The 16,133-nt window shown below is 64.5% G+C and carries 15 protein-coding genes and 1 tRNA gene; 5 read left to right on the top strand and 11 right to left on the bottom strand.

Annotated features, from left to right (window positions below):
- A partial coding sequence (locus G4Z14_RS14840; protein WP_164627068.1) for an ATP-binding protein occupies positions 1 to 254 on the top strand: 254 nt, incomplete at its 5' end.
- A gap of 347 nt (positions 255 to 601) precedes the next feature.
- Positions 602 to 1,165 carry a hypothetical protein gene (locus G4Z14_RS14835; RefSeq protein WP_164627066.1) on the top strand — a complete coding sequence of 188 codons (564 nt, stop codon included), beginning with the start codon at positions 602 to 604 and terminating at the stop codon, positions 1,163 to 1,165.
- 122 nt (positions 1,166 to 1,287) lie between these two features.
- On the opposite strand, the gene G4Z14_RS14830 is transcribed toward G4Z14_RS14835, so the two are convergent.
- The 11 genes from G4Z14_RS14830 to G4Z14_RS14780 all read right to left on the bottom strand — a co-directional run bounded on the left by G4Z14_RS14830 (position 1,288) and on the right by G4Z14_RS14780 (position 14,080).
- Positions 1,288 to 2,583 (bottom strand): site-specific DNA-methyltransferase, encoded by a 1,296-nt coding sequence (locus G4Z14_RS14830; RefSeq protein ID WP_227751765.1) that lies wholly within the window; start codon positions 2,581 to 2,583, stop codon positions 1,288 to 1,290.
- Positions 2,583 to 3,443, bottom strand: a complete 861-nt coding sequence (locus G4Z14_RS14825) for a DUF5681 domain-containing protein (RefSeq protein ID WP_164627064.1) — start codon at positions 3,441 to 3,443, stop codon at positions 2,583 to 2,585. Before G4Z14_RS14825 ends, G4Z14_RS14830 begins: the two co-directional genes overlap by 1 nt.
- A 378-nt stretch (positions 3,444 to 3,821) precedes the next feature.
- A tRNA-OTHER gene (locus tag G4Z14_RS14820) sits at positions 3,822 to 3,914 on the bottom strand.
- A gap of 897 nt (positions 3,915 to 4,811) precedes the next feature.
- A complete protein-coding gene (gene pdxR, locus G4Z14_RS14815; protein ID WP_164627062.1) occupies positions 4,812 to 6,311 on the bottom strand; it encodes a MocR-like pyridoxine biosynthesis transcription factor PdxR in 1,500 nt (499 codons plus the stop codon).
- A gap of 59 nt (positions 6,312 to 6,370) precedes the next feature.
- Positions 6,371 to 7,168 (bottom strand): inositol monophosphatase family protein, encoded by a 798-nt coding sequence (locus G4Z14_RS14810; RefSeq protein WP_164627060.1) that lies wholly within the window; start codon positions 7,166 to 7,168, stop codon positions 6,371 to 6,373.
- The gene (locus G4Z14_RS14805) at positions 7,165 to 8,202 is read right to left on the bottom strand and encodes a sugar phosphate isomerase/epimerase family protein (protein ID WP_164627058.1); all 1,038 of its coding nucleotides are present in this window, start codon (positions 8,200 to 8,202) and stop codon (positions 7,165 to 7,167) included. Before G4Z14_RS14805 ends, G4Z14_RS14810 begins: the two co-directional genes overlap by 4 nt.
- Positions 8,199 to 9,005, bottom strand: a complete 807-nt coding sequence (locus tag G4Z14_RS14800) for an ABC transporter permease (RefSeq protein ID WP_164627056.1) — start codon at positions 9,003 to 9,005, stop codon at positions 8,199 to 8,201. Before G4Z14_RS14800 ends, G4Z14_RS14805 begins: the two co-directional genes overlap by 4 nt.
- Entirely contained in the window at positions 9,002 to 10,051 is a 1,050-nt protein-coding gene (locus G4Z14_RS14795; RefSeq protein ID WP_164627054.1) for an ABC transporter permease, read from the bottom strand. Before G4Z14_RS14795 ends, G4Z14_RS14800 begins: the two co-directional genes overlap by 4 nt.
- Positions 10,044 to 11,141: an ABC transporter ATP-binding protein gene (locus G4Z14_RS14790; protein ID WP_164627052.1), complete on the bottom strand. Its 1,098-nt coding sequence runs from the start codon at positions 11,139 to 11,141 to the stop codon at positions 10,044 to 10,046. Before G4Z14_RS14790 ends, G4Z14_RS14795 begins: the two co-directional genes overlap by 8 nt.
- A 66-nt stretch (positions 11,142 to 11,207) precedes the next feature.
- Entirely contained in the window at positions 11,208 to 12,323 is a 1,116-nt protein-coding gene (locus G4Z14_RS14785) for an extracellular solute-binding protein (RefSeq protein ID WP_227751764.1), read from the bottom strand.
- A gap of 89 nt (positions 12,324 to 12,412) precedes the next feature.
- A complete protein-coding gene (locus tag G4Z14_RS14780; RefSeq protein WP_164627051.1) occupies positions 12,413 to 14,080 on the bottom strand; it encodes a Na/Pi cotransporter family protein in 1,668 nt (555 codons plus the stop codon).
- A gap of 390 nt (positions 14,081 to 14,470) precedes the next feature.
- On the opposite strand from G4Z14_RS14780, the gene G4Z14_RS14775 reads away from it, so the two are divergent.
- From G4Z14_RS14775 to G4Z14_RS14765, 3 genes are all read left to right on the top strand, one after another.
- Complete coding sequence (locus tag G4Z14_RS14775; RefSeq protein WP_164627049.1) at positions 14,471 to 15,157, top strand: class I SAM-dependent methyltransferase; 687 nt, start codon at positions 14,471 to 14,473, stop codon at positions 15,155 to 15,157.
- A gap of 1 nt (position 15,158) precedes the next feature.
- On the top strand, positions 15,159 to 15,302 hold the full coding sequence (locus G4Z14_RS14770; protein ID WP_164627047.1) for a hypothetical protein: 144 nt from the start codon (positions 15,159 to 15,161) through the stop codon (positions 15,300 to 15,302).
- 411 nt (positions 15,303 to 15,713) lie between these two features.
- Positions 15,714 to 16,085 (top strand): hypothetical protein, encoded by a 372-nt coding sequence (locus G4Z14_RS14765; protein ID WP_164627045.1) that lies wholly within the window; start codon positions 15,714 to 15,716, stop codon positions 16,083 to 16,085.
- The last annotated feature ends 48 nt before the right edge of the window (positions 16,086 to 16,133 follow it).

The raw sequence follows: 16,133 nt of genomic DNA, 5'->3' as shown, positions 1-16,133 counted from the left end.
GCCTCGCAGTCCTGACCGCCCCCGAGCGACGTGACCTCCTGGAAATCCTCGAAGATCGCCACGGCCGTGCTTCCACCATCGTCACCAGCCAACTGCCCGTCGAACATTGGCACGACGCCATCGGCGACCCAACCCTGGCCGACGCGATCCTCGATCGCCTCGTCCACAACGCCCACAGGCTCAAACTCACCGGAGAAAGCATGCGAAAAGCCGCCGCCCGCAACACAAGCCTTGACCTGTCAGCCCAAGCCTGACTCCATGAAACCGTCGGTCAAACCAGCTGCCCACCTTCGCGTGGAACAGCTGCCCAAGATGCCGTGGAACGAGTGCCCACGATCACGTGGAATAGGCGCCCAGCTTCCGTGGAATGCGCAACGACGAGACGCTGTCCAAAAAAACAGACGCGATCTTCCATTACTTTTCACACCGATTTTATAATGGATCGGCCGGGGCCGCGCCCGCTGTTTATTGATACTCGCGGCGGGCATTCATTCTGCTTGATTGTAAACGTTGTCCTCGGCTTTCTTATGAAACCGTGCGACCGTTCCGCATGGCAGCACCCTTGGCCTGAAACCTTTGACCCTTGCACGGATGAACAAAAGTGGAGCGAGAAACTATCAAAGATTATCCTGATTTCGAGAATGGAAAGCCAGTGCGGGTTCCGCCTTTTGACGTCAGCCTCACGGCTCCCGAGCATGGTTGGATTGATCTGGGCCTTTGGACGACGGGTATCGCTTACGGCATCTCGCTCAGTTTTGTCTTCGATCCTTTTGTTGCGATCCGCCAATTTCTTGAAGGAGTTGCGCAAGGAACAGGGGCAGTGCTCTTGATCCACGATGAAGGGCACGATCATTTCATTCGCGCAGGCGAAACGAGCGATGCTGGCCTGTTTCGCCTTGCCGTTTGGAACACATTCAGGCTGCAGTCGACTGGTGGCGATGCTTCTGCGTTGACGCTTGCCTTTGATGTGATGACCGAGAGGGATGCTTTCGCCAGATCCTTTTATCAAGCAATCATAGAGATTTGGGGCCTGCCGGACGACCTCACATTCCGTCGCGCCTGGTTCAACTTTGATGAAAATGAGGATCCTTACGAAGACGAACACGGCCTCGCGCGGACCCTACCGGAGGTTCGGTCACCGGCACTGGATCAATTTTTGGGCTAGAAACCCGAGCTGCCAACTAGCCACAGTCGGGAAAATTGGCAGCTTTCAGGATCGCCGCCCTCTTGGGGCGCTGTTCAACTTTGACTGCCGGGTCGGTTCTGCTGTTCCGCCAGTTCCTCCAGTCACAATCCGCTCGCAAGATGCTTTGCCCGCTTGCCGGAGAGTTTCTCCCAGCGGCGGATGATGGTGTCGCAGTATAGCGGATCATACTCGACCAGCCGGGCCTGCCGGCCGGCGAGATCGGCTGCAATCAGGGTGCTGCCGGAGCCACCGAACATATCCAGCACCACATCGCCCCGGCGCGCGCAATCGCGGATCGCATCGCCGATCAGGGTGACAGGCTTGACGGTCGGGTGCATCGCCAGATCGGCATCCCGGGTGGCGCCAAAGGTGTTGACCCCGGCATAGTCCCAGACGTTGGTGCGATAGCGGCCGGTCTCACCAAGGCCGAAGCTGTTGACATGCGGGCCGGGCTTGACCTTCCAGACGAACACCAACTCGTGCTTGGAGCGGTAGAAGGTGCCCATGCCGCCATTGGTCTTGTTCCAGACGCAGAGGTTCTTCAGCTCGGCGAAGACCGTGTCCCCAGCGGCCATCATTTCGCGCATGTGGCGCCAGTCCATGCAGACAAAGGCGATGGCGCCGTCGCGGCAAAGTGCAGCGGCGGGCACAAGGGCCGCAGTCAGAAAGTCGATGAACTCGACCTCCGTCATTTCGCCGCTGGCCATCGCGAATTCGCGATGCTTGACCCGACCCAAACCGCTGACATGACCCTCGATCGCCACGTTATAAGGCGGGTCGGTGAAGATCAGGTCGACCGGCTGGTTGCCGAGGAGGACCCCTAGGGCATTTGCATCCCGGGCATCGCCACAGATCAGCCGGTGCGGCCCCAACTGCCAAAGATCGCCGAGTTTCGTGATTGCGGGACCCGCAGGCAGGGCGGGAACGTCATCGGCAGCATCGCCCGTTGCACCGCCGCCACGTTCACGGGCGTCGTCGAGGATCACATCGATCTCGGCAATGGCGAAGCCGGTCAGTTCCACTTCGAAGTCGAACTCAACCAAGGCCTGCAATTCGATGGCCAGAATATCGCGGTCCCATCCGGCCTTCTCGGCGAGCCGGTTGTCGGCAAGGATATAGGCCCGCTTCTCGGCGGCAGAGAGATGGGTCACAGATAGGACTGGTACTTCAGTGAGGCCAAGGTGCTTTGCGGCCGCGAGGCGGCCATGTCCGGCAATGACCTGATCTTGTGCATCGACCAGGATCGGGTTCACAAAGCCGAATGCGGTAATACTTGCTGCAATCTGCTTGATCTGCGCACGCGAGTGGGTGCGGGCGTTGCCCTGATAGGGGATCAGCGCCTCAATCGGTCGCAATTCTATCGACTGGGTGATCATGGTTGGGATGCCAAGGACCATCACATGATCCCCCTTTCCCGAAACATCGTCTGTGGCACGGGTGCTGAATTCCCCAAAGGCAGTTCCTCAAACAACCGCTGGCGGCCTTCGGCAATTGCGTCGTCTATCTCGAGACGATTGCCCTCGGCCTCCCGGATCCGCACCAGTGTGGCCAGAGTGATGTCGAGATAGCTGATGCAGATACCAATCCCCGGCAGCTGCGCCCCTCGCGGAAGATGCATTCCAAGCTTAGCCCAGCCGCGGTAGCAAAGTGTGAGCAATTCGCGCTTGGTGTACAGCGAGCTGGCCCGCCGGAGCGCTTCTAACTCCGCAGCTTGGCTCAGTTGGAACCGCTTCGGTAGTGTCCGGTTTATGAAGCTGGCAAAGAGCAGGGGGCTGGTGGGTTTGATCTGACTTTGATCCTCTCGTTCAGACGCACCACCAAGCCGATCTTCCAGGCCCTGCTGAAGGAATAGAAGGTCGCGCATCTGCATGGCTTCGTGACAAGCCGCCAGCTCTGCCGTGTCGCAAGGGCCAACAACGCGCGCATCATCGGCATCAATCACAATATCCTCGGGGTGAGGCAAGATCAGGTCAACATCTTCCCCCTTCGCGATAGCCGCGACATGGCGGCGCTCCTGAGACTGCTTGATACGGACCCAAGCTTCACGCTTGGCCAGTCGTTCTTGCGCCTCGCGTTCTGTGGCGCGTTGATCCATCATCAAAATGTGCCGGATTGCATAAGGGCTGCCCTTGAGTGCCACCTCGGCTTGTTTCGCCAACATGGCCTCCCGCATCGACATTGGCTTGGTTTGGCCGTTTTGTCGGGAGGTGACCGTCTTGCGCATGTGGCGCGCAACCGCGTTGTCGAATTCGTCCATCATTGCCCCCAAATCTGCAGCGAAGATCGTCACAGCTCTTAGGGTAATGGTGCGAAAGCTACTTAATCCACCCTGAAAACAACGAGTTGCGGGCGTCGCGTCTCGCAAAAACAACCGCGTTTAGAGGGAACGTTTAAACCCCCGTTTAAAGGGGTGTTAAATGGATTTTAAAAACCCCGAAAACGTTTAAAGCGACATTTCGTGTCGCAAAAACCCGTGTTCACAAATTGTTTCAACCGCGGCCAATTGGGGAGCTTCAAGCCAGTCAGGCGCAAGAACGGGCGGCTCATCAACAAGAAACGAGCGAAGAAAGTTCTCAAACACACTGCTCTCCGGGCAGCGCCAACTCGGATCTATTGAGGAGGCAAGTGGAAGAGGCGCGCGGGGCCGGACTTGAACCGGCATCAACAGCGGGAAATCACGAGCCTCGAGACCTCCCGTCGCCCCCTTACCCATCGGCGTACACCGCGCGCCACTGGTGGCAAGTCGAGGCTCCCCTTCATATACACACACACTTCCATGCGCGCCGCAGAGCCCGCCCTCAAACTTTGCCTTGCGGTGTGGCGCCAATCAGCCGAAGTCTGGCCGAGCGCCGCGTCCACTAACGGCGGTACGGGTCTTCACGCGACCTCTCGTCAGATTGAGGAAAAGGTGCCCCTGTCGCCATTTTTCCCACCAAGGATACCTCTTCGCAGAATCACAAAACGACGAGGCTACCCTGGGTAACTGCAATCTCATCCCACCTTGCGACAATCCTGCCCCGCGAGGGGGCAAGTACATCCAGCGGGGCGCCAAGAGCTCACATGATAACAAGTGCCCTCAATCACAAACAGCCCAGTGACAACCACTTCAGACCCAAAACTTCCCAGGTAACTGCACTGCTGCGCTTGCCCGGCTCCTGCCGGCTGCAATGTTAACGCTCTGATAATACGATAAAACATTCAGATTTCAACAGAGACTGGTTCGCCAAAACTGACTCCACCGCCATCACGCTTCTGCTCATGGCCATGAACTTCATGCAAAACGAGGATTTTCCCGGAGGCTGTCGGGCCAAATTGACCCGAAGTGCTGCACATCCTGCTCACATTGCCTCTCTTTCCCGAAAAGCGGTTGCGGGCTTGGGCGCATGTCGGTCTGGCAGGGGAAAGACCCGGCGGAGCGACTTTCACCAGGCCTGCCGCGCAGGGCGAAGCGCAACGGCTCTTCCGGGCGTGGCAGGCTGCGCCCGACAAGCGGGATGGTCCTGGCATCAGGTCGCGTGCATTGCGACGGCGGGTCCCCGGGCGGATGGGGCGTCTGCCGTCGGGTAGGCCGGCGCCGCGCCTGGCTGTCCTGACCGGCGACAGCGGCCGGCGTTTCGCGGCAGGTTCACGGCCGGCGCATCGCCGGATCCGCCAGCAGCTGCGCCAGCGCATCGAGGCCCGGTCCAAGCTGGTGCGGCGCGACCCCGGTAAAGCCCAGCAGCAGGCCGGGCCGGGGCAAGGGGCGGACGCAGTAATCGCCCAGCGGGTAGCCATGCACCCCGGCCAGCACGGCACGCCGCGCCGTCTCGCGGTCATCCTGGCCACCGGGAAGCCAGGCGATGGCGTTCATGCCGCTGTCGGGCATCTCGACCTGGTAAAGCCCTGAACCGGATCGGGTTGCGGCCTGAAGAAAGCCTTGCCGGCGTTCGGCATAAAGCTCGCGCATCCGGCGCAGGTGGCTGGCGAAATGGCCATCGGCGATGAAACCGGCCAAGGCCATCTGCGTCGCCAGCGGCACAGAGCGCACCATCAGGGCAATGGCGTTGCGGAACATGCTCACCAGCGCAGGCGGCAGGACCAGATAGCCAAGGCGCAGGGCCGGAAACAGCGCCTTGCTGAAGGTGCCGACATAGATCACCCGCCCGCTGCGGTCGATGCTGCGGATCGAGGGCAGCGGACGGCCGGTATAGCGGAACTCGCTGTCGTAGTCGTCTTCAAGGATCCATGCATCCGTGCTGTTGGCCCAATCCAGCAGGCGCAACCGGCGTGCCAGCGACATGGTGCGGCCAAGCGGGTGCTGGCGCGACGGCATCACGAAGGCCAGCCTTTCGCCGCCGCCGTGGGCGATGGCGTCTTCAAAGTCCATGCCGTCGTCATCCACCGGAACATGCACCAGCTTGCGGCCAAGAGCCTCGAACAGGTTGCGGGCAATCATCGGTCCGGGGTCTTCAAACAAAAGACCGTCGCCGGGTTCAGTCAACAGCAGCGCCGCGATCATGAAGGCGGCATGGCCGCCGGGCGTGATGACGATCTGTTCGGGGTCACAGGCGTCGCTGCGATGCAGGGCGAGGTAATCGGCGATGGCGTGGCGTAGTGGGGCATAGCCCGCCGGATCGCCGTATCCCATAGTGCCGCGATAGGCCTGCCGCGTCTGCCGGTTCACATATTTCTGCCAGAGCGCGAAGGGAAACTGGTCATAGGCCGGTGAGTTCGGCAGGAAGGGCCGGTTTTCGCGGGCAATGAAATCAACCTCGGCCGCGCCGAACCGCGACCCAAGGCCGGAAACCCGAGGGGCTATGGCGCTGTCCGGACCCGGTTCCGGCTGGCTGCGGAACCGTTGTGGCACATGCGCCGGGAACGTGGCCGCGACGAAGGTGCCCGAACCGCGGCGCATCTCCAGAAAGCCCTCCGCCGCGAGGCTTTCCAGCACCTGCACCACCGTTTGCCGCGACACGCCCAGATCGGCGGCCAAGGCCCGGCTGGCCGGTAGCCGCGTACCGCCCGACAGCGAGCCGGCCAGAATCCTGCCGCGCAACTGGTCCTCGATCTGGCGGAACAGGGGCGTCCGGCTGTCGCGGTCGATGGCGATTGTGGTCAGCAGGGCGCCGGATTTTCGCTTGGCCATGGGCTCTGCCTCCTGTCGAACTGCTTGTGCAGTCCTTTGTAGCGGTTGGCGCCGCAGGCTCAACCGGCGTGCAGGGCCTCCAGCGCCGCCGCGTGCAGCCTTGCATTCGCCGCCATCAGCACGGTGTCGAAACGCGCCGCATCGGTCAGGGGCTTGCCTGCCCAGTCGGTCGCAATGCCGCCGGCGCCAAGGATGATCGGCAGTTGCGGCAGGATGTCATAGTCGTGGACGTTGCCCTCGACCAAGAGATCCACCGTGCCAAGCGCCAGCAGCCCCGCCGCATAGCAATCATGCGAAGCGCGCGCGAACCGCGCTCGCCCGGCAAGGCGGTCATAGCGCTGCCGCTGCGCCGCGTCGAAATGGTCGGGGGCAGAGGTGTAGACCACCGCCTCGGCCAGCGCGCCCGTGTCACTGGTTTGCGCCGTTGCCCCGTTGAACAGCGTCGGCTCGCCTGCCCGGCCCAGCCAGCGCTCGCCGGTGATCGGCTGGTCGATCAGGCCCAGCACCGGCTGGCCGCGGTGCAAAAGCGCGATCTGGGTGCCGAAGGCCAGCGAGCCGGAGACAAAGCTCTTGGTGCCGTCGATGGGGTCCAGCACCCAGACCCAGTCGGCATCGGCCTGATGCAGTCCGAATTCCTCGCCGCGGATGCCGTGACCGGGAAACCGCGCCGCGATCATGGCGCGCATGGTCTGTTCGGCCTCGCGGTCGGCGATGGTGACGGGGCTGGCGTCGGCCTTGGCATCCACCGCGATGCGGGTGCGGAAATGGCGGCGGATCACCGGACGCACGGCGTCGGCCATGGCATTGGCCAGCGCGGTCATCTCGGCCGGGCAGGGGGAAGTCTGGGGGGCGGTCATGGTGTTGTCCTGAAAGGTTCGGCGGCGGTGGCGATGTCGTCCAGCAGGGCGCGCACCACCTGCAACTGGCGCAGGGCGGCCTCGCGTTCGCGCTGCAGGCGGGCGGAAAGATCGCCGGGGCCGGGATCGGTGAAACTGGCGGTTCGGGCGGGGATATGCGGGTCGGGGCCCTCGCCCGGAAAGCGCAGGGCGGGGGCGTAATAGTCCTCCTCCTCCTCCAGCCCGAAGGCGGTGACCTGCGCCGCCTCCTCGCCCAGAAGCAGAAGCTCGACCAGAAGGGCGGCCATCGGCAGATGGCCTTCGCCGCTTTGACAGGCGCGATGCGCCCAGCCGCCGCGGTCGGGCAGGATGAGGCAATCCTTGACATGCGCCTCGCGCAGCCAGGGGGCCTGCCGGCGCAGCGCCTCCAACGGCATTTCGCCGGCATTGACCATGTTGCCGAAGTCAAAGAGCAGGCCAAGGCGCGGATTGCCCACCGCGTCGAGGATCTGGATCAGCTCGGCCGACGTCAGATCTTCGTGCTGTTCCAGCGTGAAGCGCAGCCGGCCTTCGGGGTCCAGCGCGGAAAGCCCGCGCAGGGCGTCGATGCTGCGGGCGATCACGGTGGACAGCGGGCCTTCATAACGTGGATATGAGCGCACCGCGACCGCGCCGACCGCATGGGCAATTGCGACCGTGCGCGCCAGATCCCATGCTTCGGTCGAGGAAGTCTCCACATGCACCGCCAGCCCCAGACGCCGGGCCTCGGCGCCGAAAGCCTCCAGCTCCGGGCGCCCCATCGCGGCCAGACTGGCCGCCTCGCCGTCCTCGACATGGATCTGCACCCCGGCAAGCCCGTGGGCCGCGGCATGGGCCAGCAGATCGGCCGGAACCATGGCCCCGAAGCGGAAGTTGAGGTGAAAGGCATAGGCATGGGCAAAAAGCGGCGCCGTCCGTGCCCGGTGGGCCAGCCGGACCGCCTCCGCCGGGTTCAGCGCGGCAATCCGCGCCCGCCAGTCCCAACCCTGTTCGCCAAACGCCGCAGGCCCGTTCATGCCGCCGCCTCCCGTTTCCGCTCGCGCTGGCGCAAGAGCGACCAGACCACGGCACAGATCACCGTAACGAGGATGAACAGGATGCCAATGGCGTTGATCATCGGGCTGATGCCAAAGCGCATCCGCGCGCCGATTTCCGTCACCAGCGTATGGTTGCCGCCGATCGAGAAGATCGTGGTGTTGTAGTTCTCGAAGCTTTGCAGGAAGGCGATGACGGCGGCGGTGACGATGGTCGGCTTCAGGAAGGGCAGGGTGATGCGGCGGAAGGCCCGCGCGCGGGTCGCGCCAAGGTCCAGCGCGGCCTCCTCCAGCGTGTGATCCTGTCGTTGCAGCCGTGCCATGAACATCAGCATCGCGTAAGAGGCGATGAAGGCCGATTGCGCAAGGATTGCGGTGAACAGCCCCGCCGTGGCGCCGAGATTGCGCCAGAAGATCACTGTCGAGATGCCGATGATGATACCGGGCGTCAGAAGCGGCGAGACCATGACGGTATAGGCAATCCCCGCCGACCGCCGCCCGAGCTGCGACAGCAAGAGCGCGCCTGAGAGGCCCATCGGCAAGGCCAGCGCCATCACCGCCACGGCGATCACCAGCGAATTCACCAGCCCCGACCACATCCGCGCATCGGCCCAGAATTCGGCGAACCAGCGGAAGGTAAAGCCCTGCCACACGGTGATCGAGGGCGGGGAATAGGAATTGACCCCGGCCGCCACCATGACCCCCAGCGGCAGGAACATATAGGCGAAGAACAGGCCCATGTAGAGCCGCAGCACCAGCGTGCTGCCCATGCCGGCAGGTTTCATTTGGCGATATCCTTCAGGCTGACTTTCAGAAGGCGCATCATCCCGAAGATGAACACCGTGCAGACGGCAAGCAGGCTGAGCGCATAGGCCGCCCCGACGTTCCAGTTCGTCGCTTCGAAAAAGCGGTTGTAGATCAGCTGGGTGAACCAGGGCGCCGCAGTGCCGCGGGTCATGATATAGGGCACGGCATAGGAGCCGGCCGACAGCATGAAGGTCATGATGCAACCCACCGCAATGCCGGGCCGCGCATGCGGGATCACCACGCGGCGGTGGATGTTCCAGGTCGAGGCGCCAAGGTCGCGCGCGGCCTCCACCTGATTGCCGTCCAGCGTCTCCAGCACGTTGTAGAGCGGGAAGACCATGAACAGGATATAGGCATAGACCATGGCGACAAAGACGCCGGTGCCGCTTTCAAGGAAGGGAACGGGGTCAAGGCCCACCAGCCCCAGGAGCAGGTTCGCCGGGCCGTTCTGGTTCAGGATCATCTGCCAGGCGAAGATGCGCAGAAGCTCGTTGATCGCATAGGGGATCACCAGCGCCAGCATGATGACCGCCGCCGTGCGCGGGGTTTCCAGCTTGGCCACCGCATAGGCAATGGGATAGCAGACCACCAGCGCGATGGCCGACACGGCGAGCGAGGCCGCGATGGTCTTGGCAAAGATCGCCAGATGCGCCGCCCCCATCTGGCCGAAATTGGCCAGCGTATAGACCTTGACCGGCGTGCTTTCGCTTTCCTCCAGCGCGGCGATTTCCGCGTTGATCGCGGCCTCTTTCGCGTCCAGCGCCGCCAGATCCGCGGCGCGCTTGGTGGCATCGGTCCCGGCCTCGGCGGTGCTGCGGTCCAGCGCCATGACGTCAAGCTGGTTGTAAAGCCCGTCGATCTGCACCGAGATTTCCGCCGCCCCCTCGGGCCGCTCCATCCGCCAGAGCGACTGTTCGATCATGATGAGTTGCGGCGCGGCGATCAGGCCCAGAATCCAGATGCTGGAGAACATCAGGATCACCGTCGACAGCGGCACTCCGAAAGCGCGGAAGAGTTTAGTCATCCGACATCTCCCCCTTGGGCAGGATCATGGCCTCAGTGGCGGAGAAACCCAGGGCAATTTCGCCCGAAGGCGGGGCCTCGCGTCCGTCATGGGCCAGATGCAGCTTCAGCTCCTGCCCGCCGGCTTCGACCACCAGTGTCGACCAGGCGCCTTCCATGTCGCGGCGCAGGACGCGCGCCGGGATGTGGTTTTCCGTCGCCTCGCCCGGCGCCAGCAGACGCAGCTTCTCGGGGCGCAGGAACAGGATCGCCTCGTCGCCCGCCCGCAGCCCCTTGGGGTTTGCCGCGCGGAAACCGCCAAGCGGGGTTTCCATCAGGGCCAGACCCTCGGCGGTGGAGGCGAGCTTGCCGGCCAGCGCATTGGTCTCGCCGACGAAAGTGGCGACAAAGGCATTGGCGGGCCGGTCATAGATGTCATCGGGAGAGCCGACCTGCATGATGCGGCCGCGGTTCATCACCGCCACCCGGTCGCTCATGGTCAGCGCCTCGCCCTGATCGTGGGTGATATAGACAAAGGTGATGCCGGTCCTGGCCTGGATCTGCTTCAACTCGGCCCGCATGTGCTGGCGCAGTTTCAGGTCCAGCGCCGACAGGGGTTCGTCCAGCAGCAGCACCGAAGGCTCCACCGCCAGCGCGCGGGCAATGGCGACGCGCTGCTTTTGCCCGCCCGAAAGCTGCGCCGGCATCTTTTCAGCATGATCGCTGAGCGCCACGGTGGCCAGCAGCTCATAGGCCCGGTCGCGCCGCCTGGCCCGGCTCCAGCCGCGCATCTCCAGCCCGAAGGCGACGTTTTCCCAGATCGGCATCAAGGGAAACAGCGCGAGGTTCTGGAAGATCAGCGCGGTCGGGCGGATCGACGGGTCGATCCCCACCATGGACTGACCGCCGATCCGCACATCGCCTGCGGTCGGGTCCAGAAAGCCCGACAAGAGCCGCAGCAGCGTGGTCTTGCCGCAGCCCGAGGGGCCGAGGATGGAAAAGAACTCGCCCGGCTCGATCCGCAGATCGGTGGGCTGCACGGCCTGAAATTGGCCGAACCTGACCGAGGCCCGGTCAAATTCGATCGCCTTGCCGGTCGACTGGTCGGTCATGGGAAGCATCCGTCTCAAGGGGGAAAGGGGGGATACGGGGCCTTGCGACCCCGTATCCTAAGGGCATCAGGCGTTGGTCAGCTTCTCGACATATTCCTCGCGCACCTGGCTGAACCACGGCGTGAACATCGGCCACCACCACAGGTTCGCGATGGCATCGCCCGGATAGGCGAATTCAAACGCGGCGCGGCCGGCGTCCGACATATGCGCGGCGCTGCCCAAGGCGGCCGAGTTGTAGCCGGTGTTGTTCGAGAACAGTCCGCCGACTTCGGGCGAGAGGAGGAAGTTCAGCAGCGCATAGGCCTGGTCGATGTTTTCAGCCCCCGCCGGCACCGCGGCGGTGTCCATCCACGCCAGCGCGCCCTCTTTCGGGGCGGCATAGCGCCATTTCGCATCGACATCGGCATTGAGCTTGATGCCGGTGGTGTCCCAGGTCTGGCCGATGGAGCAACCGGCATCGGTAAAGGCCGCGGTCGCCTCGGTGGCGTTGTTCCAGTAGGAACCGATGTTGGCCTTGTGCTTGGCGGCAAAGGCGACGCAGCCGTCAAAGATGCGGCGGGTGTATTCCTCGGACTTGTAGAGGTCCATCGCCCGGTTCGACGGCAACTCGCCCGTGGCATCCAGATAGATCGCCAGGCTGACGAGGATGGATTTCTGCCGCAGCGCGACCTTGCCCTCCATGCCCTCGGCCCAGAGATGGGCATAGGACAGCTCGCCCGGGGCGACGTTCAATGCGCTCGAGTCATAGGTGATGCCCTCGGTCCCCCAGGTGAAGGGCACCAGATAGCGCTTGCCGCGACGCGCCGCGCCGAGTTCCAGCGACGAGCGCCACAAGGACGGCTCGATCAGGCCGACATTCAGCTTGCTCTCGTCGATTTCGGCCAGAAGATCGCCCTCGTCATAGTTCGGGCGGGTGTCGACCGACGGGAAGATCAGGTCAAAGCCCTTGCCGCCCGCCGCGCGCAGCTTGCTGGCGGCTTCCTCGTTCGAGCCATAGGTCGAGACGTTGATCTTGATGCCGGTCGCGGCCTCGAAGGCCTCGATGATGTTCGGCTGGAAATAGTCGCCCCAGGCGAAGACGTTCACCACCCCCGAGGAGGCAAGCGAACGGCGGGCGAAAAGCGGCGCGGCCAGCGCGGCGGTGCCGGCGGCAAGAAGGCTGCGGCGGGTCATGGTCGTCATGGTCGATGTCCTTTTGTTGCAGGGGTTACAGGTGGAGGTGGTAGACATTGTCTGTGATCGTTTTGCGAAAGCGATGCAGGCGGAACGGGTTAGGCGGTGCCGGCGTCCGGCAGGCGCAGGCGCGAGCTGGCCAGAAGCCCCTGTTCTTCCAGAACCGGATAGGCCAGCGTTGCGAGAAGCGAGTTGATCTGCTTGAGGTCGCGGATCGTGTCGAGGTGCAGCGAACTGGTCTCGATGCTGCGGATGCCGCGATTGCTCAGCCGCCCGAAATGCAGCGCCCGGGCGCTGCGCTCGGCTTCGCGGAACCGCTCCTTCGCCCGCACCAGGGCCAGGGCGGTGGTCTGGTCGCGCGACACGATGACGTTGAAGGCCAGACGCGCATCGGCCATCAAGAGGGCATGCAGGTCGACCAGCTCCTGCCAGCCTTCGGGGCTGAACGACAGGCCCCGGTCATGCTTGCGCTTGACGTGATCCAGCAGATTGCTGCTGGCGACATCGCCGGCCTGTTCCAGGGCAATGCAGGCGGCCAGCAATTCCTGCATGCGCTGCGCTTCGACCGCGTCCACGCCGCTGTTGGCCAGCCGCGCGAGATAAAGCTTGATCTCGCGGTGCGACAGGTCGATCCGGTCGTCCAGCCGGGCGACCGCCTCGATCCGCGCGCTGTCCGGGGCTTCATACAGCTGGATCACCGTGTCCAGCATGGTTTCAAGATCGCCGCAAATCCCCACGACCTCGCGGGTGACATTCGCCAGCGCCAGCGAGGGCGCGCCCAGAACGCTGTCATCCAGCGCCGTGCCGGGTGCCAGATCGACCAAGGGCGGGGCCGACCGTGACAGAACCGCCAGAACAAGGGCGTGGGCGCGTCCTGCCAAAGGCAGGGCGAGAACCGCCACCGCAAGGTTGAACGCGATATGGCCGTTCAGCACCTGCGTCGCCGCGGTGGCGCCCAGCCAGCCGGTTGGTGCCGGCAACAGCGGCAATCCGATCAGGGCCAGAACCGCGGCGCCACCGCGCAGCACAAGGTTGGCCAGCGGCACCGCGCGGGTTTGCGGCACCGCGCCGCGTGACAACAGCACGGCAATCAGCGCCCCGCCCAGATTGCCGCCGAGCATCAGCACCAGCCCAAGATCGGCCGGGATCAAGCCGCGCGTCGCCAAGGCGACCACCAGCAGGATGAAGGCGACCGAGGAATGGAACGCCCAGGCGCAGATCGCCGCGACCAGAAAGGCGGTTGCCGGATCATTCGCCAGATAGCCGATCACCAGCGGCAGGAACTGGCTGTCACGCAGCGGCTCGGACGCCTGCCCGATCAGTTGCAACGCCATCAGGATCAGGCCCGCCCCGATCAGGATGCGCCCGGCCTGCCGCCAGGCGCGTTGCTCGGTCGACAGGAATATCACGGTGCCGGCGATCAGCGCAGCCGGCATGACCAGCGACAGATCCAGCGTCAGCAGGCGCACGACGACGGCAGAGCCGAAATCGGCTCCCAGCGCACCCGCCAGCGCGGCTCCCCCGGCCACCAGACCACTGCCGGCCAGCGAGGACAGCAGGAGGTTGACCGCAGTTGCGCTTTGAAACGCCAGCGCAAGGACCGCGCCGATCAGAGCGGCCCGCACCGGGTTGGACAAGGCCTGTTGCAGATGCCGCCGCAGCAGCGGCCCGCCGGCGCGCTCGACCCCGGTGCGCACCATCCGGGTTGCATACAGCAAAAGCGCCACCGCCCCGGCCAGATGCAACAGCAGGGCCATGCCGCTCATGGGCAGACCCGGCAGGACAGGCCGCACCCGAGGCTGGCGCTGGTTTTCTGGTCAGGGGTTCTGTGCATGCCTGCTCCGCTCCGTCACCATATCGACGAGAGGCAGGCTTGCAGGAAACTGGCATGATAAACATGGCCGCTTTGGATACAACTTGCAGTCCACTTTACCCCGGGCGCGGCAGCGCGCCGGTTTTGCGTCGCAAGGCCGCCGGCGGTCCGCGGCGGATGGGCGCTTTGCCTGACGAACAGCTGTCCTGCGGCCCGCGTCGCGGCAAGTCATCGGCCGGCGGCGTCTGAGCCTGACCTGCGGAACGGTGCGGATACTGTCCGAAGCCGGCGCAAACCTGCTATGATTGCCGCAGGCAGGCGAGGGAGGGTCGCGATGGGCAACATGAGCGAACGCGCAGTCGCGGATCACTATGGCGGCGGAGACCTCAGGTCGCGGATCTTCGCGGCCCTCTCGCAGGCGGGGCTGGATCCGCAAAATCTTCGCCCGGCCGATCTTGCGCCGGTTGACGAATTCCACATGGGCGGGCGTGCGGCCACGGCCGAGATTGTGGCGCGGGCGGGGCTGTCGGCCAGCGACTGCGTGCTGGACATCGGCTGTGGCCTTGGCGGCCTTGTGCGCTATCTGGCCGGCGAAATCGGCTGCTGCGCGACGGGTCTGGATCTGACGCCGGAATATGTGGAGCTGGCGCAAGAGTTCACCAACCTGACCGGACTGGCCGACAGGGCGGACTTCGCGCTTGGCAGCGCCCTGGCGCTTCCCTTTGCCGACCACACGTTTTCCGCAGCCCTGACGTTCCACGCGGGCATGAACATCGCCGATCGGGAAATCAAGTACCGCGAGGCCTATCGCGTGCTGCAACCGGCCGGCAAGATCGTGATCTACGATGTCCTGAAAGGCCCCGAGCCGGGCATGCGGTTTCCCGTCCCCTGGGCCGAGACGGCAGACACCAGCCATCTGGTTTCCGCCGAGGAACAGCGCCGCCTGCTGTCGCTGGTGGGGTTCTCGCTGCTGGACGAGGAGGACCGGACCCCCCCTGGTGCTGAAACATCACCGCGCGCGGGTGGCTGAAATGTCGGTTGGAACACCGCCGCCGCCCTTGGGCCTGCATCTGTTGCAGGGCAGCACGGCCAAGGTGAAGTCGCAGAACATGATCGAGATGGCCGAGGCGGGGCAGATCGCGCTTGGCATGTTCATCGCGCAGAAGGGCGCCTGACAGCGGTCACATCCCCGGCGTGCTGCTGGCGCGTTTCCGCGCCGCACGCCCTGGCGCCTGTGTGCTGCTGATGAAAGGCTGGCCATCGGCGCGTGTTCGCGGCAAGGGAGGCGCCGGTCTTGCGGCCCTGGCGGGCAAGGGCCGGGTTCGGGCCGGCGACGGCGTCTTTGCCCAGTCAGCGCCTTGGGGTGGCCCGGACCTGCCTTGGCAAGGCTTGTCTGCGACCGGTGGGGGAAATGATGCGCCCCGTCCGGAAGGCCTGCACCTTCGGCCCCGGCCGCGCGGCGATGCGCTGGTCGCGGCTGCCGGGTGACACCGGAGCCGGGCCGCCCTCCGTCCCGTCTGCCCGGCCAACGCCTGCGACATGTTCGGCATTGGACAAAGCCCGGCGCGAATGGCAGTATTCCCGGCATGATGCGCCGTGTCATCGCCCTGATTGCCATTGTGTGCTTCGCGATCCTTCCCGCGATCACTGTCGCGCATGCGACCGCCCTGACGGCCAGTGCGCTGACGGCGGATGCGCTGCAGGCAACGCCGGATGCGCATGCGATGCATGCCTCACCGGTCGATCACGCCCGGTGCAAGACCGGCCCTTCCTGCACCCCGGACGATGCCGATGGCTGCGCCGCCGCCTGCAGCGCGCTCTTGGGCCATGTCCTCTTGCCGCAGGGATGCGATGGGATGGCGCAGTCCGGACCGTGTCTTACCTTGCCGGACGAAACCATTGCCGTCGGGCAGGTGCCGGGGCTGAGCGAACGCCCGCCCAAGTCATTTCTCCTCTGAGTGCCGTCCGGGCCGTGGCCCGGCCATCCATCGGACATGGCGGGCTTG

This window comes from Tabrizicola oligotrophica (genome assembly GCF_011008935.1).
Classification (GTDB): domain Bacteria; phylum Pseudomonadota; class Alphaproteobacteria; order Rhodobacterales; family Rhodobacteraceae; genus Tabrizicola_A; species Tabrizicola_A oligotrophica.
The sequence above is the reverse complement of the archived record's forward strand: the minus strand, read 5'-3'. Positions and strand labels throughout refer to the sequence as shown.